This is a genomic window from Paraburkholderia sp. RL17-368-BIF-A (genome assembly GCF_046054045.1).
Classification (GTDB): Bacteria; Pseudomonadota; Gammaproteobacteria; order Burkholderiales; family Burkholderiaceae; genus Paraburkholderia; species Paraburkholderia graminis.
Genome location: NZ_JARESN010000005.1, coordinates 201,482 through 226,089 on the forward strand (window position 1 = coordinate 201,482; position 24,608 = coordinate 226,089).

A 24,608-nucleotide genomic window follows, 5' to 3' on the forward strand; every position below is an offset into this window, starting at 1 on the left:
AACACTGTGCATACGGTAGCTGCGTTAACGGAAACACTAGCGGAAGTACTAACGGAAATACGCCTTGGTGTTTTCATGGACGTCGTCGCGTGCGAGCAGTTCGTGAGGCGTGAGCCACAGATATTCGCTGTGCTGATCGGGCCGGCCGACCGGCTGCGCACTCGCTACCGACAACGCATAAGCAAGCACAATGTAATGCGTCGACACGCCAGGCTCGCCCGCGAAATTATCGCTGTAGTGATGTTCGAATACGCCTTCGAAGCGCGCCGAGGAACGTGCGAGTTTCGCGATGCCGAGTTCGGCGTCGGCGATGCGCGAGAAAGCGGCGTCGAGCGTTTCGTCCTTGAGGATGCGGCCGCCGGGAACGAACCATGTGCCGCGTGCGGGCCGATTGCGGCGATGACCGAGCAGAACGCGTCCGTCTGCATCGCGAACGAGCAGATCGATCGCAACGAGCGGCGTCAAACGAACAACATCGAGGAAGTCGATTTCCGTCAGCATGCTGGTTCCCGAGCAAGCTCGCTATTGCCACGGCGATTTCCGTGGCGCAAGCAGTGTTAGTAGTCGCCACGGCTGTCGTCGTCGCGAGTCAGTCTTTGCGCGACGTCCGCGATCAGCAGCAAAAGCATGAGTGTGCCTGCCGCCGCAAACGCGAATGCGCCGGCTATCGCGGCCAGCACGAGCATGATCCACGCAACCCCGTTCATTATTAGCGCCCCCCGCGCGTCGATACAGATGCTAATTGCGGCGGCCGCGGTGTTCTGTGCGCTAGCTATCGCGGTTCGCGTAGTTCTCGTAGTTCGCGTAGTTCTCGCCGCATGACTTCGAGCCGGATTGGCTAGCGGGCGACGTAACCTTCCGGCGTAGTGACAGCGTCCTTGAATACGTCGGCGTTGTTCGACACCACGTATAAAGGCGTGGGGGACAGTTTCAATGTTGCGACGCCGTCGCGATACGGCACCGCCGTCGCGTTGCCCATCATGTCGAGCGTGGTGACTTCGCCGCTCGTGCCGGGCGCGTCGACACGCAAGCGATATTCGACGCTTTGCCCCGCGTTGAAGCCGGTTTTCGCGCTCCATTTGTCGTTGTCGTGAGTCCAGAGCGCGGTCACGATCTTGCCGCCGCCGAGCCTTCGAAATGCGTACGCATGGACGCCGTTCGGCAACGCTTTGAGAGGCCCGAGCGTGCTCGTTCCGTCGACGATGCGCGTCATCGCCGCCACCGCGAGCGCCGCCGGTTTGGGGCTGATGCGCGATGGACCATACGCGCCTTTGGCGTGTTCGAGTTCGAAGAAGATGCCGTAGCCGGGCGCCGCGTCCGGCATGTCCGCGAGATAGAACACGTAGGTCATGTCGGCGCCTTCGCCGAGCAGAATCAGATGCGTGCGCGCGACGACCGCCGCCTGCGCATACAGCACGTCAGCGCCCGGATAGCGCTTGCCATACGATTCGCCGATGTCGTAACTGATGCCCGTCTCGGTCACGAATAGCGGCGCGCCGGGCTTCAGGTATTGCCGCATTTCGTGGCGCAATGCGCGCATCGACGCAGCGAGCGCGCCCGATACTGTGCCCTGATTGCGCGTGTCGGCCACGCGCTCCGGCGGATGCGACGGCGTCGTGCCAATGTCGTAATAGCCGTGCACGGTCATGCCGTCCATATAGCGGCCGATGCCGAGCGGACCCAAGCGGCGCATCCACGTCACGTTGCCTTGCACCGATGAATACGTGAGGCCCATCACCACGGCATGCGGATCTGTCTGATGGATGCCTTCCCACACGGCCTTGTACATCGCGACGAAATTCGCGTCGCTGTCGCGCCACGGCAAACCGCCGTCGGCGTCGGGCTCCCAGGTGACCTGATAGTAGTTGTCGCGCTGCTTCGGAAAATAAGTCGTGCGAACGCGATTCGATTCCGCGCCGACCTTCGCCATGTACTCCTTCATCTGCGCAAGTGAAGTGGGTGCATAGCTATGAGTTTGCTTGCCCGTCCGGCTCGCCCATTGCGGAATGCCGTCGAGCTGGATCAGACGCAAGAGATCGCCGCGTTGCAGGTAGGGCGTGAGCTGCTTCTTCGCGGGATCGAAGGTGCCGGGTTTGTCCGGCTCTTCCATGTACCAGTTGCGGTTGTCGTTTATCCACGTGAGGCCGAGCGCGGTATAGACCGGACGATAACCGTCGCCGTCGCAGCAATGCTGACCGGGCGCGAGATACGCGGTGCCCTGGCCGCCGAACCGATGCAGGTCTTCATACGGAAAGCGTACGGCCGGTAGCGTGGCCGCGGTATCGGGCAGCACGCCGAAAGTGGCGATGCCGGCCGGCCGCGTGCCGCGCGATGACAGTTCACCCTGCGCGCGTTCGAGCGACGCGGACACGGCAAAATAGCCCGCTATCGTCGATGCGCAATTGAGCATCCATGACATTGCGCCAGCGGCGACGCTGAAGCGACCGCTTGCACGCACAACATTCCACGTGTCGCGTATCTGCCAGATGAGCGTATCGTTTTGCGGCGCGCGCGTGGTGAACACAAGCGCAAACGGTTTCGATGCGGCGAAGAGACGCGTGCCGTCGCTCGGTGTATCCGCTTCGATCAGATCGCCTGCGGACGCTGCGCTTGCTTGCGACGAAGGCGCCGAGCAACGCAGGCCCTTGCCGTCAGACGCCTTCGTATCGACCTGCGCCGTCGCTGCCTGGCATTCAACTGCCGATACGCAGAGCGCCGCGAAAAGAACCGCACATGCAGTCGTGCGCCCCGGCACGGACCTTATAATGCTTCGCACTGCGCGATGCCTGTTTGAATTCGACATACCATCCCCCGTGTATCCCGTGCTGCTCGCGCTGTGTCTCGTCGCGCGAGCGTCGTCAAACTGCTACTTCACCAGGCCAGAGCCGCCGCGACGTAGTGTCCGTTGCTGCATGTTGCGGAAACCGCATAGTGCATTTCCGCAAGCTTCTGGCCGTTTCCGACTGGCGCGCGTCTCGCGCGATCCGCCGCGGGTCCGTCAATTGCGCTGTCATCTTAACGGCCGTTATTCCCCATGTTTCAGGTCTGAAACATTAATCGCCGTATTTATATTGAATGCACCCAATAAGAACAAATTAAATAACCGAAAGGCTGCGCAAGGTGCCTATATTAGACACTGCTTCGCGTTATTGAAGTGCGCGGTTCCTATCGTCAGCCGAAACCTGCGCGGCGGTTGCGCGGGGAAATCTGCACAAGCGGGAGAGTTTGTGCGCAACCGCTCCATTCGTTGGCGAAAATGCCTTTATTTTGGCCCTGGTTCCGTGCGGATCGAATTGTAACCGCCCTTTTTTGAGTAGCGAACCAGTGTGCGGTGGCGAACGAAATCGACTTCTGCTTTGAACTAAGATTCGCACAACGCCAATTCAATGATATGTCGAATCGGCAATTAATTCGGTGCAATTCGGTGTTGGCGGAATATTGCCGAAAATCACCGCGAGCTACTCCTGTCAATGCGCCAACATGTCAGCACTATCGGTCATGGCGGCTAAATACTTGACTAGTGGTGGCTATGATGCACTGCTCAGAGTCGGCCCCGGCGTGGCCGTTGATGGTGAAAGTAAATCCGTTTTCTGGTGAGGATAGCTATGACCTGCGCGAGTCTCGAGTCTGCCATGCTGCGTTGGGTGCACGCACCGAACAAAGGCATGCGCCGCATCGCGATACTGATGTTCAACGACTGCTCGCTGCAAGGCGCCGGCGTTGTAGCCGAAGTGTTCCAGGCAGCGAATGAACTGGCTTCCTCGGGCCCGAGCGGCTGTTCATACGACGTGTGCTTCCTCTCCGCCGATGGCGGCATGGTGACGTCGTCGTCGGCTCTGCGCGTGTGGACCGATGGACTCGACGCGCGACATTACAGCGGCTTCGACGCGCTGTACGTAGCAGGCGGCAAGGGCGCCATCGCGGCGGCGCGGGACGAGCGCCTGATCGCGTGGCTGCGCCGCGTGCGGCACAACACCGGCATGATCCGGCCGATCGCGGAAGGACGCGCGCTGCTCGACGCGGCTTACTTACCCGACGCAAGCGGCACCTATGCATTGCGCGACGAGTCGGCGAAAACATCGCGTCAGAGCGAGCAGGGCGCCGACGCCGGCGATCGCCTCGAGTCGATGCGCAGCGCGCTCGGCATGATCAAGCGCGACCTGGGCGCGGCGGCTGCGCGCACCGTTGCTGAGCGCCTGCTTGCCGATTCGTGCTCGAACCTCGCGCCGCTTCTTAGCGAAGACGGCGCGCTGACGCCAGGCGACAAGGTACGCGCGGCGGCTCGCTGGCTGCAGGAAAACTGCCAGCAATCGATTTCGATTGCGGACGCCGCGCAGTTCGCGGCGATGAGCGAACGCAACTTCCTGCGCCGCTTCAAGATGGAAATGGGCATCACGCCATCGAGTTTTCTGTTGCACGAACGCCTTGCCGTGACGTGCAGCCTCTTGACCGAATCCGAATTGCCGGTCGACAAAATCGCGCGCCGCACGGGCATGGGCAACGGCGACCGTCTCGCCAAGGTGTTTCGCAAGCGAATGAGGATTTCGCCGACCGAGTTCCGGATACAGAGCCGCCGCATGGTCGGCCAGTAGCATCGGTGGGTTGCTTTGCAAGAATCATAAGGATTGCAGATATGTTGAATCAGGGAGCTGGAAATAATACGTCGTCCCACGCTGGTGAGGACGCACGCGGCGCGCGTTGCACGCGCATCGTCCCGGTCATTCTCGCGGGTGGTTCCGGCACGCGTCTTTGGCCCGTGTCGCGCGAAAATTTTCCGAAGCAGCTCATCGACGTGGTGGGCTCCGATTCGCTGCTGCAAGCCACCGCACGACGCATGAACGATTTTCCCGCGGGCTGGCAGGTCGATGCTTCGCCGATCATCGTATGCGGCGAAGAACACCGCTTCGTGATTGCGGAGCAGCTTCACGAGAACGGCGTCGAAGCGCGTCTGATTGTCGAGCCTGCGCGCCGCGATACGGCGCCCGCGCTGACGCTCGCGGCCTCGCTCGCTTGCGCCGAAGGCCAGGACGGAATTCTCGTCGTGATGCCGGCGGATCATTCGATCGCCGACGTCAACGCGTTGCAGGCCGCGCTCGAAAACGCGGCACGTTACGCCGAACGCGGCGCGATCGCGGCGCTTGGCGTGCCGCCGACGCGTCCGGATACGGGCTTCGGTTATATCCGCATCGGCGCCACGGTCGGCGACGGCGCGCATGCCATCGACGGCTTCGTGGAAAAGCCCGCGGAAGAGATCGCGGCGCAGTACGTCGCAGCGGGAACCTATTGGTGGAATAGCGGCATCTTCGTTGTACGCGCAAGCGTCTGGCTGGACACGCTCGCGCGTTTGCAGCCGGACATGCACTCGGCTTGCGAGCGCGCGTTCAGCGGCGGTCGTAGCGAAGGCGGGTATTTCCGCCCGCTCGTCGATGCGTTTTTGAGTTCGCCTGCCGATTCGATTGATTACGCGGTGATGGAGCGTTTGAGTGAAGCAGCGGACGCGGCTGACACGGCAAACGCCAACGCCAACGCAAAAGATGCGTCGCCCGCAGGCGTGGTGGTCCGACTCGAAGCCGGCTGGTCCGATCTCGGTTCATGGGACGCCGTGTGGGCCGCGATGGAAAAAGACGCCAACGGCAATGCGGGCCGTGGTCGCGTGGCGTTCGAGGGCGCGGTGTCGAGCTACGCGCATTCGGAAGGACGCCTCGTCGCCTGCGTCGGCACGACGAATGTGGTGGTGGTCGAAACCGCCGACGCAGTGCTCGTGGTGGACCGCTCGCATGTGCAGGACGTCAAGGGCCTCGTGTCGCGCATCAAGGCGCAGAACGCACCGGAGGCCGACGCGCATCGCAAGGTGCATCGTCCGTGGGGCTTTTACGATTCGATCGACCACGGCGAGCGTTTTCAGGTGAAGCGCATCGTCGTGACGCCGGGCGCGCAGCTTTCGCTGCAACTGCATCACCACCGCGCCGAGCATTGGGTCGTGGTGCGCGGCACCGCGCTCGTCACGCGCGGCGAAGAGCAATTTTTGCTGAGCGAAAACGAATCGACTTACATTCCGCTCGGCATCCGGCATCGGCTGGAAAACCCGGGGAAAGTGCCGCTCGAGATCATTGAGATCCAGTCGGGCACGTATCTGGGCGAAGACGACATCGTGAGATTCAACGACAACTACGGCCGCTGCTCATAAGCACCGGTCGCGGCGGATTGCGGACAGGAACGGTCAGTACGAGGTAAGCAAAATGCGCAGGTTTCAGGATTTGCTCGCGCGAATGTTCGATGTCGCGCTGGTGCTCGTAGGAGCGGCGGTGGCGTCGCAGATCCGCTTCGACTACCTCGCTCAATCGGGTTTCTATTGGGCGCTGGTGATGTTCGCCGCTGCCTTCGCGCTCGCGATCTTTCCGGCGTTCGGCGTCTATGAATCATGGCGCGGCCGCTCGAAGCTCGCGCTCGCGGGACAGGTGTCGCTCGCGTGGCTGATCGTGCAGGGCAGTGCGCTCGTATTGATGTACTCGTTGCATCGCAGCGACTTCGTATCGCGTTTGTGGTTCTCGTATTGGACTGCCGTGACGGGCGGCCTGCTGATCTCGTATCGCCTCATCACGCATGCGGTGCTTGCGCGTGCACGCGGCGCGGGGATGAATCTGCATCGCGTCGCGATAGTGGGGAGCGGCTCGCAATGCGACGCGCTGATTCGCCGCATCGATTCCGCGCCGACCACGGGTTTTCGCGCGACGGCGGTCTACAACACGAAGCCGGATCAATCGCCGGTGAACAGTAAAGGTGTGCCGGTTTTCGATAGCGTGGATGCGCTCGCCGAATACATCCGCACGAATGACGTTCATGAATTGTGGCTGATGCTGTCGCTCGCGGAGGAGCCGCTGATCTGTTCGCTCGTCAGCGAGTTTCGCGACGATCTGGTGAACATCCGCTTCATGCCCGACGTGCGCAGTCTCGCGCTTTTCGAGGGCAGCGGTGTGATCGAGTTGCTCGGTGTGCCTGCAATCAACCTCGTGGCGTCGCCTCTTTCGGCGAGCTCGATGCTGAAGAAAGAGATCTTCGATCGCCTGTTCGCAGCTACCGCGCTCTTCTGTCTTGCGCCGCTGCTGGTTGCTATTGCGCTCGCGGTAAAGCTCTCGTCGCGTGGGCCCGTGTTTTTCAGGCAGAAGCGCAAGGGCGCTGATGGACGCGTATTCACGATCTACAAATTCCGTTCGATGCGCATGCATACGGAAGAGAAGGGCACCGTCAGCCAGGCGACGCGCAATGATCCGCGCGTGACGAAAGTCGGCGCGTTCCTGCGCCGTACGAGCCTCGACGAATTACCGCAGTTTTTTAACGTATTGCGTGGCGACATGTCGGTCGTGGGACCGCGTCCTCATGCGCTCGAGCACGACGACCTCTATCAGAAAGTGGTCGCGGGCTACATCAATCGCTATCGGATCAAGCCGGGTATTACAGGTTGGGCGCAAATCAACGGCTTTCGTGGCGAGACCGACCGCATCGAAAAGATGGAACGTCGCGTCGAACATGACCTGTACTACCTGGGGCATTGGTCGTTTGCACTCGACATGCGGATCATCGGCGCGACGATTGTCGCCGGACTGGTGCATCGAAACGCTTACTAGTTGTTAACAAAGCACGCAAGGCGGTGCCTCTTTCCTGAGACATTCGCTCTTGCGCAAGGAGGAAAAAGTTATGAGCTCGCTTGGTACACGCACGGGAAGTCTCTCGGTTTTCGCAATCGCTGCACTGCTCGCGGGCTGCGCTGCCGCGCCCGGTCAGCGGATGGATACGCCGGCCACTCTTCAGGAGACGGGCGGCGATTTCAGCACCGAACCGTCACAGCAGCAGACGATACCCATCACGGACATCAATCTGTCGCTCGTGCGCAAGATGCACGCGGACCAGACCAGTGCCCCGTTGCCGCCGGCAACGCTCGCGCTCTTCGGCAAGCCGGGCCCATACCGCGTCGGCCCTGGCGACGTGCTGCAGATCGTCGTGTGGGATCACCCCGAACTCGCAGCGGCGCTCGGCCAACCGGCGCAGAACGCCAAGTCTTCGGATGCGGCCTCGGGCTTTCTCATCGACGAGAAGGGCGATATTCAGTTTCCGTATGCGGGCACGGTTCACGTGGCGGGCAGAGACGTCAGCGCGATCCAGAAGGAACTGTATAACCGCCTGAGCAAGGTGTACCAGAAGCCGGAAGTGACGGTGCGCGTGGCCTCTTTCCGTAACGCGCAGATTTTCATCGACGGTGAAGTGCGCACGCCGGGCGCGCAGTCGCTGAACGACATCACGATGTCGCTGACGAGTGCGATCAGCCAGAGCGGCGGCTTCAGCCCGAACGCGGACCGCAGCCGTGTCGAGTTGATCCGCAATGGCGTCACGTATCAGTTGAACATGGACGACCTGCTCAAGCGCGGACAGAACCCGTCGAACATCTATCTGCAGGCGGGCGACGCAGTGCGTGTCGCCTCGCGTGAAGACAGCGGTGTCTACGTGATGGGTGAAGTGAACAAGCCGGCGACGGTCACGCCGATGCGCAACGGTTCGCTGACGCTCTCGCAGGCCATTTCGGACAGCGGCAGCTTCGACCAGGCTACGGCTTCCACGCGGCAATTGTTCGTGATCCGAAATTCCGCGAGCGAATCGCCGCAGATCTATCACCTCGACGCGAGCTCGCCGGTATCGATGATCCTTGCGAACCAGTTCGAGTTGCAGCCGAAGGACGTCGTGTATGTGGGCCAGGGCGGGCTGGTTCGTTTCAACCGTATCCTGAACCTGTTGCTGCCGGCGATCAATGCGGCTGTGACCGGCGTGGTAGTAGCGAAGTAAGCAGCAAAACAAGCAGCAAAGTAAAAAACGTATAAAGCAGTTCAGAAAAACCGCGGGTTATGCTGGGTGAGACCAAACATGGCAATCAACTTCGAGAACCGCTATACGGACGTGTCCGCAGCGGATGAGTTGCATCTTTCGGACTATCTCCGCACTATCGTGCGGGGCTGGCGCACTATTGCAACCGTGACGCTGATCGCGCTCGCGCTGGGGTGCGCGTACGCTTTCCTTGCGCCACCGACGTACCGGGCGGACGTGCTGTTTCACGTCGAGGACAAGACGGCGAATGCCAACGCGAACGGTAAGGATTCCTTGCCGCCGCTCACCGGCATGTTCGACACGAAACCGTCGACGGCAGCGGAAATCGAGCTGCTGAAGTCGCGTCTCGTGACGGAGGAGACCGTCAAGAAGCTGCACCTCGACATCACGGCCACGCCGCGCTACATGCCGGTGATCGGAGGTCTGATTGCCGGGCTGGTGAACGGGCAATGGGGCTTCAAACTGCCCCAGTTCATCAACCTGTCCGGCTATGCGTGGGGCAACGAGAGCATCTCGGTGTCGCGCTTCGACACGTCGAAGGAGATGTACGACACCACCTTCACGCTGGTCGCGGGCAACGACCGCTCGTACGTGCTGCGCGACAGGAACGGCATTGCGATCCTGTCGGGCCACGTCGGCGAAACGGTCCAGACGGATACCGCCGACGGTCCTATCGCGTTGCGTGTCGATGCGCTGACCGGCGCGGCCGGCTCGCAATTCGAGCTGTCGCGTGCGTCGACGCTCAGCACCGTCGACCGCTTGCAGAAGGCGCTCGTCGTGCAGGAAACCACGCTGCAATCCGGCGTGATCCGCGCGAGCCTCGAAGGCGGTGACAGCGCGCTGACCGCGGCGATCGTCAACAGCATGGCGCGTGAGTTCGTGCGCCAGGACGTTGCAAGCCGTTCGACGGAAGCCGAGCACATGCTCGCATTCCTCGACCAGCAATTGCCGGGCTTGCGCAAGGAACTGGACGAAGCGGAGCAGCGCTACAACAAGTTCCGCAATACGCACGGCACGGTCGATCTCGGCGAAGAGAGCCGCCTGCTGCTTCAGCAGATCGTCGACAACAAGACGAAGCTGCTCGATCTGCAAACGCAGCGCGCCGAGATGTCGCAACGCTTCACGGCGAATCACCCGGCAGTCGCTTCGCTCGATGCGCAGATCGCAGCGCTGCAAGGCGCGCAGGTCAACATGAACCGCAGCGTGTCGGTGATGCCGGATACGGAGCAAACCGCGTTGCGTCTGTTGCGCGACGTGCATGTCGACACGGAGTTGTACACGAATCTGCTCAATAGCGCGCAGCAGTTGCGCGTCGCGAAGGCGGGCCAGGTCGGCAACGTGCGCGTGGTCGATTTCGCCGAAGCACCCGATGAGCCGGTGCGTCCGAAGCGCGTGATCGCGATTCTCATTGCGCTGGGCGGCGGTCTGGTGCTCGGCATCATGCTGACCTTCTTCAAGCGCGCGATGTATGGCGGCGTGGAGCGTCCCGACGAACTGGAAGCCGTGCTTGGCGTGCCGGTGTTCGCGGTGGTGCCGCGCAGCCAGACGCAGTTGCGGTTGCAAGAGGACGTCATGCTGCGCCGGCGTGGTCTGCATGTTCTCGCGCAGCAGGCGCCGGAAGACATTGCGGTCGAAGGCGTGCGCAATCTCCGTACTTCACTGCAACTTTCGCTCGACCATGCCGCAAATAACGTCGTGATGATTACGGGCTCGCGGCCCGACGCAGGCAAGTCGTTTCTGTCGGTGAATCTCGCGGCGCTCGTCGCATCGGCGAATAAGCGCGTGCTGATTATCGACGGCGACATGCGGCGCGGCGACGTGCACTCGCACTTCGGCATCGGACATCAACCGGGCTTGTCGGATGTGCTGAGCGGCGGCGACCTGACTTCGATGATCCAGCGCGACGTGCTGCCCGGACTCGATGTGCTGGCCAAGGGCACGCTGCCCTCGCATCCTTCGGAACTGCTGATGAGTTCGCGCTTCCAGACGATGCTCGACGAACTCAAATCACGCTACGACCTCGTGATCATCGATACGCCGCCGGTACTCGCCGTCACCGATTCGACGCTGATCGGCAAGCACGCGGGCACGACGCTGCTGGTGGTTCGCCACGGCCGTCATCCGTTGAATGAAATTGCCGAGACCGCCAAGCGTCTTCGTAATGGCGGCGTTGGACTCAGAGGCGTATTGCTCACCGACGTGCCGCAGGAAGGGGCTTTCCTCGGCTCGGGTTATCAAGGCGGATATTACGGATATGACAGCATAGCGGGCTGAAATCGCGGCCGAGTTTCTCGCTACAAGTGTTGAAAAGTTAACAAGGAGAAGCCTTCATGAAACGCAAGGTCGCGCTGATCACGGGGATCACGGGGCAGGACGGGTCGTACCTCGCCGAGCTGCTGCTCGCCAAAAACTACGACGTGCACGGCATCAAACGCAGGTCGTCGCTGTTTAACACAGACCGGATCGATCACCTCTATCGAGACCCACACGATCCGGAACAACACCTCTTTCTGCATCACGCCGATCTCACGGACTCCACCAGCATTCTGCGCGTGATTCAGCGCGTGGAGCCGGACGAGATTTATAACCTCGCGGCACAAAGCCACGTTGCGGTGTCGTTCGAGGAACCGGAGTACACGGCCAACGCCGATGGTCTTGGCGCACTGCGGATTTTGGAGGCTGTGCGTATCTTAGGTATGCAGAATAAGACGCGATTTTACCAGGCGTCGACGTCCGAACTTTACGGCCTCGTGCAACAAGTGCCGCAATCGGAGACGACGCCGTTCTATCCGCGCAGTCCGTATGCCGTCGCGAAGATGTTCGCGTACTGGACAACGGTCAATTATCGCGAAGCGTACGGTCTTTATGCCTGCAACGGGATTCTGTTCAATCACGAATCGCCGGTGCGTGGCGAGACTTTCGTGACGCGCAAGATCACGCGTGCGATTGCGCGTATTGCGGTCGGCATGCAGAAGACGCTCTATCTCGGCAATTTGTCGGCGTTGCGCGACTGGGGCCATGCGCGCGATTACGTCGAGATGCAGTGGCGCATGCTCCAACAGGAGCAGCCGGAGGACTTCGTGATTGCGACCGGCGTGCAGTACAGCGTGCGTCAGTTCGTCCAGCATGCCGCGGGTGAACTGGGCGTCACGGTGCGCTTTGAAGGCAGCGGTGTCGACGAAATCGGCATTGTCGACAAAGTGGAAGGGCGCGAGACCAGAATGTCGCCGGGCGACGTGATCGTGCGTGTCGATCCGCGCTACTTCCGGCCGGCCGAAGTCGAGACGTTGCTCGGCGATCCGTCGAAGGCGCATGCGAAGCTGGGCTGGCAACCCACCACGCCGTTTGCCGCGCTCGTCAAGGAGATGGTGCGCTCCGACTTCCAGATTGCACGTCGTGACGCGCTCGTCACGCTCGCCGGCTTCACGGCGCTCGAACATCACGAGTGATGCGATGAACAAACAGTCACGCATTTTCGTCGCGGGGCACCGCGGCATGGTCGGCTCGGCTCTCGTGAGGCGGCTCGTCGCAGCGGGCTACACGAACGTCGTCACGCGCACGCGGCTCGAGCTCGATCTCATGGATCAGGCCGCTGTGAACCGTTTTTTCGAGGCCGAGAAGATCGACGTCGTGCTGCTGGCGGCGGCGCGCGTGGGCGGCATTTTTGCGAACGCGTCGCGGCCGGGCGAGTTCATCTATGAAAACCTGGTGATCGAAACGAACGTGATTCACGCCGCGTATCGGGCGCAGGTCGAGCGGCTGGTGTTCTTCGGTTCGTCGTGCATTTATCCGAAGCAATGCCCGCAGCCGATTCGCGAGGAGTATCTGCTGACGTCGTCGCTCGAGCCGACGAACGACGCATACGCCATCGCGAAGATCGCCGGTTTGAAACTCTGCGAGGCGTACAACTGCGAATACAACACGCAGTACGTATCGCTGATGCCGACCAACCTGTACGGCCCGAACGACAACTACGATCTCAAGAGCAGCCATGTGTTGCCGGCGCTCCTGCGCAAGGCGCACGAAGCCAAGCTGAACGGCGCCGATACGCTGACGGTATGGGGCTCGGGCACACCGCGCCGCGAGTTCCTGCATGTCGACGATCTCGCCGCGGCCACGCTGTTCGTGCTCGAAAACAACGTGATGGAAGGGCTTTTCAACGTGGGCGTCGGCGAAGATCTGTCGATACGCGAACTGGCGGAGTGCATTTGCAAGGTGGTCGGCTTCGACGGCGAGCTCGTGTTCGACGCGTCGAAACCCGATGGCACGCCGCGCAAGTTGCTCGACGTCTCGCGCCTCGCGCAGATGGGCTGGCGGGCAACGATCGGACTGGAGCAGGGAATCGCGTCGACGTATCGGGAATTCGTCGAATCCTATGCCGGGTCGCCGACCGCGGCCGCCGTGCAATGACGTCTTTTCGAGGAGCTGCATAAAAATGAGTGCATCCGTCACCATCTTCCATAACGTCGTATGGTCGCGTCACAAAGGTGTCGTCTTTTCTGCGCTGCATAATATTTCGGCATCCGGAGCAATTCGCTACCGGATGGTGCAGATCGCCGATACCGAGCACGACCGCATCGGCTTTTCCGAGGTCGACTATTCATACCATCGGTATCCGATGCAAAAACTCTTCGACGGCTGTTACGAAGACGTGCCGACGATCAAGATGATCGCGCGGCTGACGTGGGAAGTGCTGAAGGCGAAGTCCGATCTGATCGTGCTGCCGGGTTATCACCGTCCGGAATACTGGGCGATGCTTGCGGCTTGCATTGTGACCGGCAAGCGGCGCGCGGTGTTCTGCGATTCGACCGGACGCGATCGTCCGAAGAAGCTTCTCACGTCTATTCCGAAGCGCGTGTTTTTCTCGCTGTGCGACGGCTATTTCGGTTTCGGCGAGCGCAGCCGCGAGTATCTGCTGTCCCTCGGCGCAAAGCGCGAGAAGATTTTCATACCGTGTCAGGCCGCCGCATTGCCCGGTTCTTTTTCGCCGGAGCGGGCATTGGTCGAACGCGTCGCCGCGCGTGCCGGCAATCCGCCGGTGTTTCTATACGTCGGGCGTCTGTCGGAAGAAAAAGGCGTCGGCACGTTGATCGAAGCGTTTGCCGGTTTGCAAAAACGCGTACCCGCTGCGCAATTGCGCATTGTCGGCACGGGGCCGATGGCCGACGCATTGCGTGCAAAAGCCGTCGAATTGCACCTTGAGAACGCCGTAACGTTCGCGGGCAGCTTGCAGGATGAGCCGCTCACGCGCGAGTACTACGGCGCGACCTGCATGGTGCTGCCGAGCTTCAGCGAGCCGTGGGGTCTCGTCGTCAACGAAGCGCTCGCGCACGGCTGTCCGGCTGTCGTCAGCGAGAGTTGCGGCTGCGTGCCGGAACTCGTGATCGACGGCGTGAGCGGTTATTCGTTTACCGCGGGCGACGTCGCCGGATTGCAGCGCACGCTGCTAAAAGCAATGGAAGCCTTCGCCGATGCGAGCGGCACCGCTCACCGTTGCATGGAAGTGATTCGCCGGTTTGATCCGCCTTCCGCAGCCGCCAATATTGCCCGGGGCTGTGCGCTGATGCTGAGCGATTGACGGGTGTCGCGGCGCCGCCGCGAGGTCGGGCATGGAAGCTTTAACACGTTAGATACGCACAATGAAGATCCTGATCTACGGCCTCAATTACGCGCCCGAGCTCACGGGGACCGGCAAGTACACGGCTGAAATGGCCGCGCTGCTCGCAAGTCGAGGGCACGAGGTGCGGGTGGTATGCGCTCCGCCTTACTACCCTGAATGGCAGGTTTCGCCGGGCTATGCGTCGTGGCGTTATCGGCGGGAAGAGCGCGACGGCGTCGCGATCTGGCGCGCGCCGCTATGGGTGCCGTCGCGACCGAGCGGCCTGAAGCGGATGATTCATCTGGCTAGCTTTGCGGCGACCTCGCTGCCTGTGCTCGCCTTGCAGGCGTTATGGCGCCCCGACGCAGTCGTGTTGATCGCGCCGACCTTGATATGCGCGCCGGCATGCCTTGCACTGGCTCGTGTGGCGCGCGCCAGTGCGTGGCTGCACATTCAGGATTACGAAGTCGATGCGGCATTCGAGCTCGGCCTTCTCAAAGGCTCGCGCGCGGCGCGAATCGCGCGCTGGGTCGAAAGCCAGTTGTTGCGGCGCTTCGACGCGGTGTCGTCGATCACGCGGCAGATGAGCGCGCGTGCGTCGGCGAAAGGCGTAGCGCCTTCGAAAGTGGTGTGTCTGCCCAATTGGGTCGACGTGTCGGCCATTTATCCGCTGTCGCGCGCGAGCGAATACCGTAGCGAGTTGAATCTGTCCGACGCGCAGAAAGTCGTGCTGTACTCCGGCAACATGGGCGCGAAGCAGGGCATTGAAACGCTTGCCGAAGCCGCTGCTTCGCTCGCGTCCCGTCCTGATGTCACGTTCGTATTTTGTGGCGGCGGCGCGGCGAGAGAGAACCTCGAGAAGCGCTGCGCAACGTTGCCGAACTGCGTCTTCTTGCCGCTTCAGCCGGCGGAGCGCCTGAACGAACTGCTCAATCTCGCGGACATTCACGTGCTGCCGCAACGCGCCGATGCAGCGGATCTCGTCATGCCGTCGAAGCTGACCGGCATGTTCGCGAGCGGCCGCGCGACGATCGCGATGGCGCGGCGCGGCACCGCGCTGCACGAGGCGGTGCATGCGCGCGGCGTCGTCGTGCCGCCCGATAACGTGAAGGCGCTGGTCGGCGCGATCACCGCTCTCGCCAACGACCCCGAGCGGCGCGCGGCGCTCGGACGAGCCGCGCGCGACTACGCGGAGAGCGCGCTTTCGCCGGACTCGACGATTAGTACTTTTGAAGAACGCATCGGCATGCTGTGCCGCGCGGCAGGAAGAAGGCGCTTGAAGGCGAGCGCTACGTACTTCGACGCCAGGCCTTCAGCGGTGGTCGTGCCGCATGCGAAGCCGGCGACCACGGAGGACGCCGCGCCGGAATGATCCGGCCACGGCCATCATGAGTGCGCGATCACCACGGCGAACGGTAGACGGAACGCTTACCCATCGTGTACGGATCGGCGTAGGTGGCCTTGGCGGCGCCTTGCGGCACGAGCTTGTCGTCGGCGCGCGGACGCGCTGCCGCATCGGCGACACGCAACTGGCCGTTCGCGACGGGCGGCGCCTTGCGCTTGCCTGCAGCGCCAGGCTTGCCGGCTTGCTCGCCATCGGTGACGGTCATGCGTTGTTCGTCGAGCAGGGCTGCACGGCGCCCGTTGTCGATATTGGCGTCCCGCGGATTGCCGGCGACGTAGCCGTCAGGCGCGCCCAGCAGCTTCTGTTCGCGCTTGCGCTGAACGGCGCGGCGATCGACTGGAGCGGGCGCCGGCGCGCCATAGCCGGTCGGCGCCGTGGCGGTCATGGCCGGCGCTGCCTTCTGCGCGAATGCGGGTGCTGCGCAAACGGCGGTGAGAAGAAGCATGCAGTGGGCGGTGTGTCGAATCAGTGTTGTCATTGTGGTCCCCGGGTTGATGCAGTCCAATGAAAACATCGTGCGCCAAAATCCATGCACGCAGCCGCCAAAACGCTTGCCTGCGCGGCCACGTAGTGAAGAAGAGCGAGTCTGCCAAAGACAGGCATCGAGATTAATTAGCATCCCTGTGCATAAACGCACGGCGCACGGTATGGAGAAGAATCATGGGCAATATCGCAGACGATCCGCGGCTCGCTTGTGCGCCGCCAACTGAAAGTGCCGGCGCCGAGCATCGCGTGATCGACCTGAGCCTCGCCGGCAAGGGCAATTATCGCGCGGGGCGCGGCGCGCTCGTCGAGCTCATATGGTTTGTAGTCGAGGCTTGCGTCATCAATAACAAGCTGCTGCCGCTCTCATCCGTGCGCGTCGCGTTGCTGCGTCTGTTCGGCGCGCGGATCGGTACTGGCTGCCGCTTCGTGCATCCATTGCGGGTGAAGGCGCCGTGGAATCTCGAAGTGGGCGACAAGTGCTGGTTCGGTGTCGACGTATGGATCTATAACCAGGCGCCGATTCGCATCGGCTCCAATGTGTGCATTTCTCAGGGAACGTTCCTGACAGCCGGCTCGCACGATATGAGCACCACGATGGACTTGCGCGTGGCGCCGATCGTGATCGAGGACGGCGTGTGGATCACGTCGAAATGCGTCGTGCAAATGGGCGTGACGATAGGCCGCTCGGCGGTCGTCACACCGCTCTCCGTCGTGCATCGCTCGCTCGAAGCCGGCGGCGTGTACGGCGGAAACCCGTGTTGTTTTTTGCGGAAGCGTTTTCTTCCGTGACCTGAAGCACAGAAATAGATCCGTAGCTTTTATACGCTGAGGAGACCGATGTCGTGGCAACCGGACAATTGATGCATCCGGTCACGGCATAGGGGCGCGTTGCTTGCCGGCCATAGGCCCGCAAGCCGGCGACGCCTTAAAAAATCATGATGAAGAACACGGGAGCTGCGGATGTTCATCGATACTCGCAATGTCGAACAAAATACGGTCATCGAAACGACGGTCTGCATTATTGGGGGAGGCGTCGCGGGCATCACGCTCGCACGCGAAATGTCGGCCGCCGGGGTGGATACCTGCCTGCTGGAAAGCGGCGGGTTTGCGCCTGACGAAGAAACGCGCGACCTGTACCGCGGCGAAAACGCCGGACTGCCGTATCGATTCGCGGACGGCTCGCGCAGCCGCTATTTCGGCGGCAGCAGCAACTGCTGGGGCGGCTGGTGCCGTCCGCTCGATCCATGGGACTTCGAGAAGCGCGACTGGATCCCGCATAGTGGCTGGCCATTCGGACTCGATGAACTCGCGCCGTACTACGCGCGCACGCATGAATTGCTGAAGCTCGGTCCGCAGAACTTCGACCCCGCATACTGGGAGCGCGAGATTGGCCGCTCCGACGTGCGCCGTCTACCGCTGGGCACCGGCGACATGCGCGACACCGTTGCGCAGTTCAGCCCGCCGGTGCGCTTCGGCAAGGTGTATCGCGAGGAACTGGGGCGCTCCACGCGGGTGCGCGTCTTTCTGCACGCGAACGTGCTCAATATCGACGCCGATGCGCAAGGCACGACGATTACGCGCGTGCAGGTCGGCACGCTCAGCGGACGCCGGATGACCGTGAAGGCGCGCATCTTCGTACTCGCTGCGGGCGGGATCGAGAATGCGCGGCTGCTGCTCGCTTCGAACAATGTGCATGCAGCAGGACTTGGCAATGCTAACGATCTCGTCGGACGCTATTTCATGGACCATCCGCGAATGATGTGCGGAAAGGTTCGCTTCCGCCAGGGCGTCCCGCGTAACAAGCTCTACGACATCAAGTATCACTACCAGAATGCCGCGGTCTCGGCGCATGGCACGAAGATCTCGTCGCAGTTCGCGCCGAAGCGCGAAATGATGGAGCGCGAACAACTGCTCAATTCTCGCGTGTGGCTCTATTCGCGCTGGTACGGCGAGGCGAGTGCGGGCTCGGAGGCGCTGATTCGCTGCAAGGAAGCGCTGATGCTCAAGGACCAGCCCGGACGCAGGCTCACAGCCGACATCGCGACGATGGTCGCGCATCCGCTGCATACGGTCGGGTACGGCCTCGCGCGCTTACTGCAATGGCCCGCGCTCATCACCGACGTCACGCTGCAGGCCATCGTCGAGGCAGTGCCGAATCCGGACAGCCGTGTGACGTTGTGCGCGGATAAGCGCGATCGTTTCGGCATGCCGCGCGTGAAGGTGGAGTGGCGTCTCGGCGACCAGGTGAAGCGCACGTTCGATAAAACATTCGCCGGATTCGCAAGAGAGTTGCAGATGGCCCGCGTGGCCGACGTCGAACTCGACGCGCCGCTCGAAGGCCGGGCGTGGCCGGAGAAGCTGGAAGGCACATGGCATCACATGGGCACGACACGCATGCACGATTCGCCGCGCGAAGGCGTGGTCGATCGCGATTGCAAGGTGCATGGCATCAGCAATCTGTATATCGGCGGCAGTTCGGTGTTTCCGACTGTCGGCGCAAACTTCCCGACCATTACGATTGCCGCGTTGTCGCTCAGGCTCGCCGGACATCTGGCGCGTCAGCTCGATGTGCCGCACGTCGTCGGCGCAACACATGCGGAAGCGGCGAATAACGTAATTGCGCCAGCGCAGTCTCCGGTCGAGACGTTGCCTATCGCTGCGTCGACGTTGACGTCGTTGATGAAGGAACAATGAAGTAAGAGACGAGGGCGGCGCGGCCAACGCGCTGCCGCCGCAAACGCAAACGGCGCTCGAACGAGCGCCGTTTTTTTCGTGCGATTCAGCGGCTTGGCTGGCTCGCCTCGCGCAATCCGGCGAGCTTGTTGCGGTTCGCTTCGCTGTCGCGGCCGCCTCTCGTTTCCAGCAAACTCGTCAACGCGCTCACCATGGTGTCGATGCGAAACCGTGCATGGAAAGTGCGCGCGGCTTGCACACGCATCGCTTCGCGTGCGGCGTCGTCGAGCTCGAGCCAGCGAATCAGGCTCTTCTCGGTTCCGTCGACTGTGTCGGTTGCTATCAGTCCCGCGCCGTCTTCTTCGATTTCGCGCCACACGTTGACCTTGTCGGAGATCAGCGCGGGCAGTCCGCAACCGAGTGCCTCGGCCACTGCAACACCGAAGTTCTCCTGATGCGACGGCAAGGCGAACACGTCGCTCGCGTAAAAAGCGCCCCACTTGAGATCGCCTTGCAGCATGCCGGGCAGACTCAGGCGATGCGCGATTCCGGCGGCTTGCGCCTGAGCCCGCAGGCTCGCGGCCCAGCCGGTTTCGTCGGGCCCGGCAACCACGAGATGCAGCGCGTCGTCGCGTTGCGCCACGCGCGCGAATGCATCGATCAGAAGATCACAGCCTTTCTTCGCGTGTACTCTGCCGAGAAAGAGCACGATGCGTTTGCCGCGTGCGCCCGGCACGGCCTGTAAAAACGCTTCGCGCGCCGACGCTACGTCCACCTCGGGCACCGTGGTGCCGAACGGCACGATGCGCTCGCGCGCACGATAGAGCCAGAAGGATTGCCGTGCGCGCGTGCGCTCTTCTTCGGTCGTGAAGATCACCGCGCGCGCGTCGCGCAGCACGCGGTACTCCGCCCACGGCCAGTAAAGCCATTTCTTTAGATGCTTGAGCGGATACGCTTCCTTGAACCACGGATCGAGCATCCCGTGCGCGTACACGTAATACGGCACGTCGCTGTCGTGCAGCGCCTTCCATGTCGCGAAACCGTGGTATTGCCACAAGCCGTGCACGATGACGGCGTCAAAGCGCTTCGCGTGATTCGCGAGCCACGGCGCGAGATACGCGCTATAGCTATAGCGATTCGAAGTCGGGCCGAACGCATGAACGGGAAATGGAAAAGCAGCGAGGTACGGGTCGTCCGGCGCATCGCAAGTGGCCACTTCTATTTCATGGCCGGCTTCCTGCATCGCGATGCCGCTGCGGCGAACGCCTTCAACGGGACCGCCCGCGCGCGGATCGACGCTTGCAAGCACGTGGAGGATTTTCATCGCGCAATGTCCGGTCGGTTGGAACCCGGCAGTTGTGCCGTGTGCGACATGCCGAGCGTGCCGGCGAGATCCGGGCGGCCCATGCCAGGTTGAATGCGTCCCGGCAAGTCCGGCATCGCGGCGGGCCGCATACGCCGGGCGCTACGCACGCGATTCGCGCGTGCGGGCAGCGCGAGCTGCAAACGCGTATAAGTGGCGATCATCAGACCGAGTCCAATGCCGAATACCAGACCCGAAAAGCGCGGGCCGAGAGGATTGCCGCCGATCGACGTCGCCGGCAATGCGGCAAACAGCATGATCGCGCGTCCGAATACCGGCAGCATCGGCGCATTGGGTACGACCTTGCGCCAGTAGCGATAGGCGAAGAAACACACCGCGAGCGCGCCGAGCGTGGCAAGCGGCATCGCGATGCCGAATACGAGTCCGCCCGCAAACAACTGATAGACCCAGAAGTTGTGACCCGCGGCCCATTCGTTGATCGCGTAAAAGTCCTGCTTGCTGAACTGGCCTGCAAGGTCCGGCAAATAGACCGGCGAATAACGGTAGTAGTGCCCGTAGCCCGCGCCGAATAGAAGCGTTTCCGGCGACGCACTCACCTGGTCGTACTGATCGCGCATTTCGGCGAGACGCGTGATGGTGGTCGGGTCCTTGCCGGAGACAGTTGCTTCCGAGAAGAATATGCGCTGCGTCCAGTGTTCCGCGACATTCGGAACGGCCAGTGCCGCAATGCCCGCCACGCCCGCCAGCACCGAGGCGACCACGACACCGCGACCGACGGCGCGCCAGATTTGCCGCACCGACGGTGCGCTGAGCGCCATCGCGATCAGGAACAACAGCACGGTGCCGACCAGCAGGCTGCGCGTGACGCTCAGCAATTCGACGATCACCGTGCCCGCGAATACGGCCACCGTGTATAGCGAATAGCGTTTGGCGACGACGAACTCATGCAGCAGCACGCCTTGCAGTCCGAGCAGCGTCACGGAGATGATGCGAAAGCGCACCTCCTCGAGACCGCCGCCCGTTGCAATGCCGTAGACAAACGTGAATACAAGGCTAATCACATTGCCGAGGAACAGTGCTTTTTCGAATTGAGCGATTCGATGCTCGCTCCACGGCCGGCACGCGACCAGGTAGCCGAGCAGAAACAGGATGAACGGCAATAGCACGCGCAAATAATTGCCGCTGTCGTTGTCCTGAATCAGTTGCGCGACGACGCTGCCGAACACGCACAACAGCATGCTTGCGGTGACGACCGAGCGTAGCGGAGAGCGCTCGTGAAAGCGCGGTGCGATCAGCAGAAGGGCGAGCCCTGCCGCCATTGCTGGAATGACAAAGATGAACTGGGCGAAGTGCCCGGTGCTTGCGTTGGTGGCCTTATAGTCCAGTGCAAGCGGTAAAAGAAAAATCCATATCCATGGCGTTGCATACTGATGGCGCATTCTTGTTTCCTCCCCGTCGCCGTCATTTGCCGTCGTCTAAGCGGACGGTCTCGCGTCGGGTCATTGTGCGCGCAACCTTATGCTTGTGCGCGTCGCCAATGCGGTTCGTCTCCGGCTGCCTGGATTCTGGCGACAGTGGAAAGGGCTATGCCTGCAAGACGCACGCAAGCTGGCCGATGTTGTCGCTGAATGCCTTGATCTTGGCGCTCATACCTGCTTCCCGCCACCCATGATGCAAACAGGACAATGCGGCCGATAAAACGGAAAAAGGGGAAAACAGCATGAAGCTATTTGGCGGGACGGGACCCGCGAAAGCCAGACGGGCGATCGAACTCGACTTCGTTCGCGGCATCGCCATTATTGCGGTAATGGGCTTTCACTTTCGTACTGTTCACACCAGTAATGTTCTACTCCAGATTATCGAGTACCCGCTAAAGAGCTTCGGGCGAGAGGGCGTCAATCTCTTCTTTACCTTGAGCGGCTTTCTGGTGGGCGGACTGCTGCTGCGGCAATACGCCGAAACAGGCCACGTCGACGCACGCCGCTTCATTGTGCGACGCATGTTCCGCATCTGGCCCGCGTATTACGTGCTGATCATATTTCACATGCTCGCCGGGCGGCATCCGTGGAATACATTTCTTTTCCAGAACCTCACGCACTTGCAGAACTATTTCGGCACCTCGATCACGCAGACGTGGAGTCTCGCGGTGGAAGAACATTTCTATCTCGTGCTGCCGGCGCTTTTATTGCTTTTCTCACGCTTGCGGCTCGGCGCGTGGACGATTATCGGCGTACTGTCGGGCATCTGTGCGGTAACGCTCATAGCGCGTTGTTTTGCAGTTGCGGATGGGGATTTGCAAGGCGCGTTCGCATACACGCAGTACCGTATCGACAGTTTACTGATCGGCGTGATTCTCTCGGCCATCTACTGGATGAAGCCCGGCATCTATCACCAGATCGCGAAGCGCAAGTGGCTGTTGGTCGGCTGCCTCGGGCTGCTGTGCGCATGGCTCGCGTTGGCCACGAAACATATCGCGCTCGACGAAAGCATCGGCTACACGATTCAGGCACTCGGCTTTGCCGCGCTCATCGTTTTCGTTCTGGAGTACTCCGGGTCGCTGCGGACAACGTGGATTTATCGCGGCGTCGCGTGGGTCGGTCTTTATTCGTACGGTATTTACTTGTGGCACTCGCTCGCGCTTGCGCCGGGCGAGATGCTGATTCGCAAGGCGACTGCGCTTGGCTTCGCGCCGAGCATCATCTGGATCGTGGCGCTTTCCGCGCAGTTCGTCATTGCGATCGGGATCGGCTATGTGACCACGCGCGCAATCGAGTATCCGTTCATGCTGATGCGCAATGCGCTGTTCCCGGAAAAGCGCAGCAGCTCGGTGCGCGAGGAAGTGCCGGTGGCCGGCGGGCAGTTGTCCTGAAAGCGCGGGCTTATTCATGACGTGCGCCGGCTTTTAAGCCGGCGCATCACGTCACGTCAGGTCACGCTGAGAGCTTTTGAATCACGCCATCTGCTGCAGCAAAGTCTGCTTGAATTCGCCGAGCGTGTTTTGCGACAGAAGATTGTCGCGTGGGGCCGAAGCTGAATGTTCGTGCGGCCACGAGGTCAACGTTTCGGTAATGGCTTTCCCGATCGACGCCGAACTCAAGTCGCTCAGAATCGGGCCCAATTCGCAGCGTCTGCTGAACCAGCCGATCAAACCGTCTTCCGTTGCGATCACCGGCTTGCCAAAGCGGTATGCCTGCACGAGCACGCCGCTCATGCCGTAGTGACCTTTGTAGCCGAGCCATACCGCATCGCATGCGGAAAACAGATCGCGCTCCATGTCGTTGGAAATAAACGAGTCGAGCACGACCGGCGCGGGCGTGAGACTGCGCACATGATTGCGCATGAAGTGGCGTGTGCCTGCATCCTGCTCGCCCGCGACAATCAACGTCGGCGCGTGTTCGAGGCGCGTCATTGCGTGGACCAGTTCGTAAATGCCCTTGCGTTCGGTAATTGCGCCATAGACGAGCAGATAGCGCCGCTCGGGATCGAGGCCGAGTCGCTCGCGCGCAAGCGCGGGATCTTCCGCGCGCTCGTCGGGGAACGGGTCGGCCACATAAGCGACCTTCGCACTGCCTTTCGATACGTGGTGCGCCGCCCATTCGGGCAAGGTCGGATCGATGCTCAACAACGTGCGTAGACCCGGCGTGCGAACCGCGCGCCTGAACAGTTGCGCCTTGATCGCGTTGACGAGCGGACGATCGGGCGCCTTGATGCCGACCTTGTGATGATGAAACGTCGAGCGCATCGTGATGCCGATCCACGGGGTCTTGCCGAATGGCGAGCCGAGAAAGGGCAGGCCATTGAAGAAGTAATCGGCATACGGCACGACAACAAGCCGGATCGATTGCGCGCGGCTGAGAATCCGATACGCGCGTTCGAAGTAGTGATGAAAGCGCCAGTACTGATTGCGTTCCCGCAAACGGTGCGTGCGGCTTTCTTCCGGATCGACGAATGCAATCTGCTGGTCGGCGCGATTTGCAGCGGTAATCTGCCGCGCGAGCCGATGATCTTCATTCGCGCATTCCGTGACGAGAATGCATGGATAGCCGGCCTCCGCGCACGCCTGCATGATCCACTCCGCGTAGCGCCAGCGATGACCGGTGAGATTCGGCTCAACGATCAGGACAAAGTCAGGTTCGATCACGTCGGTAGGCATAGGCGGGAGTCAACATGCATGGGTTGGGGAATTGCATCAGTGCAAGCGGCATGGACGAAACGACGCGCGCCGCGGGCTCTGCGATGCAATCAGA

Annotated in this window: 19 protein-coding genes; 12 read left to right on the forward strand and 7 right to left on the reverse strand. The window is 61.6% G+C overall.

Annotated features, from left to right (window positions below; genetic code table 11):
* Positions 1 to 48: 48 nt before the first annotated feature.
* The 3 genes from P0D87_RS11395 to P0D87_RS11405 all read right to left on the reverse strand — a co-directional run bounded on the left by P0D87_RS11395 (position 49) and on the right by P0D87_RS11405 (position 2,803).
* Positions 49 to 501, reverse strand: coding sequence for a GDP-mannose mannosyl hydrolase (locus tag P0D87_RS11395; RefSeq protein WP_006047812.1), 453 nt, complete (start codon positions 499 to 501; stop codon positions 49 to 51).
* 56 nt (positions 502 to 557) lie between these two features.
* Positions 558 to 707: a hypothetical protein gene (locus P0D87_RS11400; RefSeq protein WP_321175775.1), complete on the reverse strand. Its 150-nt coding sequence runs from the start codon at positions 705 to 707 to the stop codon at positions 558 to 560.
* A gap of 131 nt (positions 708 to 838) precedes the next feature.
* On the reverse strand, positions 839 to 2,803 hold the full coding sequence (locus tag P0D87_RS11405) for a hypothetical protein (protein ID WP_408636823.1): 1,965 nt from the start codon (positions 2,801 to 2,803) through the stop codon (positions 839 to 841).
* Positions 2,804 to 3,605: 802 nt separating this feature from the next.
* On the opposite strand from P0D87_RS11405, the gene P0D87_RS11410 reads away from it, so the two are divergent.
* The 9 genes from P0D87_RS11410 to P0D87_RS11450 all read left to right on the forward strand — a co-directional run bounded on the left by P0D87_RS11410 (position 3,606) and on the right by P0D87_RS11450 (position 15,845).
* Complete coding sequence (locus tag P0D87_RS11410) at positions 3,606 to 4,592, forward strand: helix-turn-helix domain-containing protein (RefSeq protein WP_006047809.1); 987 nt, start codon at positions 3,606 to 3,608, stop codon at positions 4,590 to 4,592.
* Positions 4,593 to 4,633: 41 nt separating this feature from the next.
* Positions 4,634 to 6,187: a mannose-1-phosphate guanylyltransferase/mannose-6-phosphate isomerase gene (locus P0D87_RS11415; RefSeq protein ID WP_006047808.1), complete on the forward strand. Its 1,554-nt coding sequence runs from the start codon at positions 4,634 to 4,636 to the stop codon at positions 6,185 to 6,187.
* A gap of 52 nt (positions 6,188 to 6,239) precedes the next feature.
* Positions 6,240 to 7,625, forward strand: a complete 1,386-nt coding sequence (locus P0D87_RS11420; protein WP_006047807.1) for an undecaprenyl-phosphate glucose phosphotransferase — start codon at positions 6,240 to 6,242, stop codon at positions 7,623 to 7,625.
* A 70-nt stretch (positions 7,626 to 7,695) separates the two neighbouring features.
* The gene (locus P0D87_RS11425) at positions 7,696 to 8,835 is read left to right on the forward strand and encodes a polysaccharide biosynthesis/export family protein (RefSeq protein WP_006047806.1); all 1,140 of its coding nucleotides are present in this window, start codon (positions 7,696 to 7,698) and stop codon (positions 8,833 to 8,835) included.
* A gap of 78 nt (positions 8,836 to 8,913) precedes the next feature.
* Positions 8,914 to 11,148: a polysaccharide biosynthesis tyrosine autokinase gene (locus tag P0D87_RS11430; protein WP_006047805.1), complete on the forward strand. Its 2,235-nt coding sequence runs from the start codon at positions 8,914 to 8,916 to the stop codon at positions 11,146 to 11,148.
* 56 nt (positions 11,149 to 11,204) lie between these two features.
* On the forward strand, positions 11,205 to 12,323 hold the full coding sequence (gmd, locus tag P0D87_RS11435; protein ID WP_006047804.1) for a GDP-mannose 4,6-dehydratase: 1,119 nt from the start codon (positions 11,205 to 11,207) through the stop codon (positions 12,321 to 12,323).
* A 4-nt stretch (positions 12,324 to 12,327) separates the two neighbouring features.
* The gene (locus P0D87_RS11440) at positions 12,328 to 13,284 is read left to right on the forward strand and encodes a GDP-L-fucose synthase family protein (protein ID WP_006047803.1); all 957 of its coding nucleotides are present in this window, start codon (positions 12,328 to 12,330) and stop codon (positions 13,282 to 13,284) included.
* 25 nt (positions 13,285 to 13,309) lie between these two features.
* Positions 13,310 to 14,452, forward strand: coding sequence for a glycosyltransferase family 4 protein (locus P0D87_RS11445; protein ID WP_006047802.1), 1,143 nt, complete (start codon positions 13,310 to 13,312; stop codon positions 14,450 to 14,452).
* Between the two features lie 61 nt (positions 14,453 to 14,513).
* Complete coding sequence (locus P0D87_RS11450) at positions 14,514 to 15,845, forward strand: glycosyltransferase WbuB (protein ID WP_006047801.1); 1,332 nt, start codon at positions 14,514 to 14,516, stop codon at positions 15,843 to 15,845.
* Positions 15,846 to 15,873: 28 nt separating this feature from the next.
* On the opposite strand, the gene P0D87_RS11455 is transcribed toward P0D87_RS11450, so the two are convergent.
* Positions 15,874 to 16,263 (reverse strand): hypothetical protein, encoded by a 390-nt coding sequence (locus tag P0D87_RS11455; RefSeq protein WP_408636824.1) that lies wholly within the window; start codon positions 16,261 to 16,263, stop codon positions 15,874 to 15,876.
* Between the two features lie 275 nt (positions 16,264 to 16,538).
* On the opposite strand from P0D87_RS11455, the gene P0D87_RS11460 reads away from it, so the two are divergent.
* Together P0D87_RS11460 and P0D87_RS11465 are read left to right on the forward strand one after the other, a co-directional pair.
* The gene (locus P0D87_RS11460) at positions 16,539 to 17,153 is read left to right on the forward strand and encodes a DapH/DapD/GlmU-related protein (RefSeq protein ID WP_053857577.1); all 615 of its coding nucleotides are present in this window, start codon (positions 16,539 to 16,541) and stop codon (positions 17,151 to 17,153) included.
* Positions 17,154 to 17,324: 171 nt separating this feature from the next.
* A complete protein-coding gene (locus P0D87_RS11465; protein ID WP_053857578.1) occupies positions 17,325 to 19,058 on the forward strand; it encodes an FAD-dependent oxidoreductase in 1,734 nt (577 codons plus the stop codon).
* A gap of 85 nt (positions 19,059 to 19,143) precedes the next feature.
* Here P0D87_RS11465 and P0D87_RS11470 read toward each other — a convergent pair whose 3' ends face one another.
* Complete coding sequence (locus P0D87_RS11470) at positions 19,144 to 20,361, reverse strand: glycosyltransferase (RefSeq protein ID WP_053857579.1); 1,218 nt, start codon at positions 20,359 to 20,361, stop codon at positions 19,144 to 19,146.
* A complete protein-coding gene (locus tag P0D87_RS11475) occupies positions 20,358 to 21,800 on the reverse strand; it encodes an O-antigen ligase family protein (RefSeq protein ID WP_006047796.1) in 1,443 nt (480 codons plus the stop codon). The genes P0D87_RS11470 and P0D87_RS11475 overlap by 4 nt, the downstream gene beginning before the upstream one ends.
* A 281-nt stretch (positions 21,801 to 22,081) precedes the next feature.
* Between P0D87_RS11475 and P0D87_RS11480 the strand changes: the two genes are divergently transcribed.
* On the forward strand, positions 22,082 to 23,230 hold the full coding sequence (locus tag P0D87_RS11480; RefSeq protein ID WP_053857580.1) for an acyltransferase family protein: 1,149 nt from the start codon (positions 22,082 to 22,084) through the stop codon (positions 23,228 to 23,230).
* An 81-nt stretch (positions 23,231 to 23,311) separates the two neighbouring features.
* On the opposite strand, the gene P0D87_RS11485 is transcribed toward P0D87_RS11480, so the two are convergent.
* On the reverse strand, positions 23,312 to 24,514 hold the full coding sequence (locus tag P0D87_RS11485; protein WP_053857581.1) for a glycosyltransferase: 1,203 nt from the start codon (positions 24,512 to 24,514) through the stop codon (positions 23,312 to 23,314).
* Between the last annotated feature and the right edge of the window lie 94 nt (positions 24,515 to 24,608).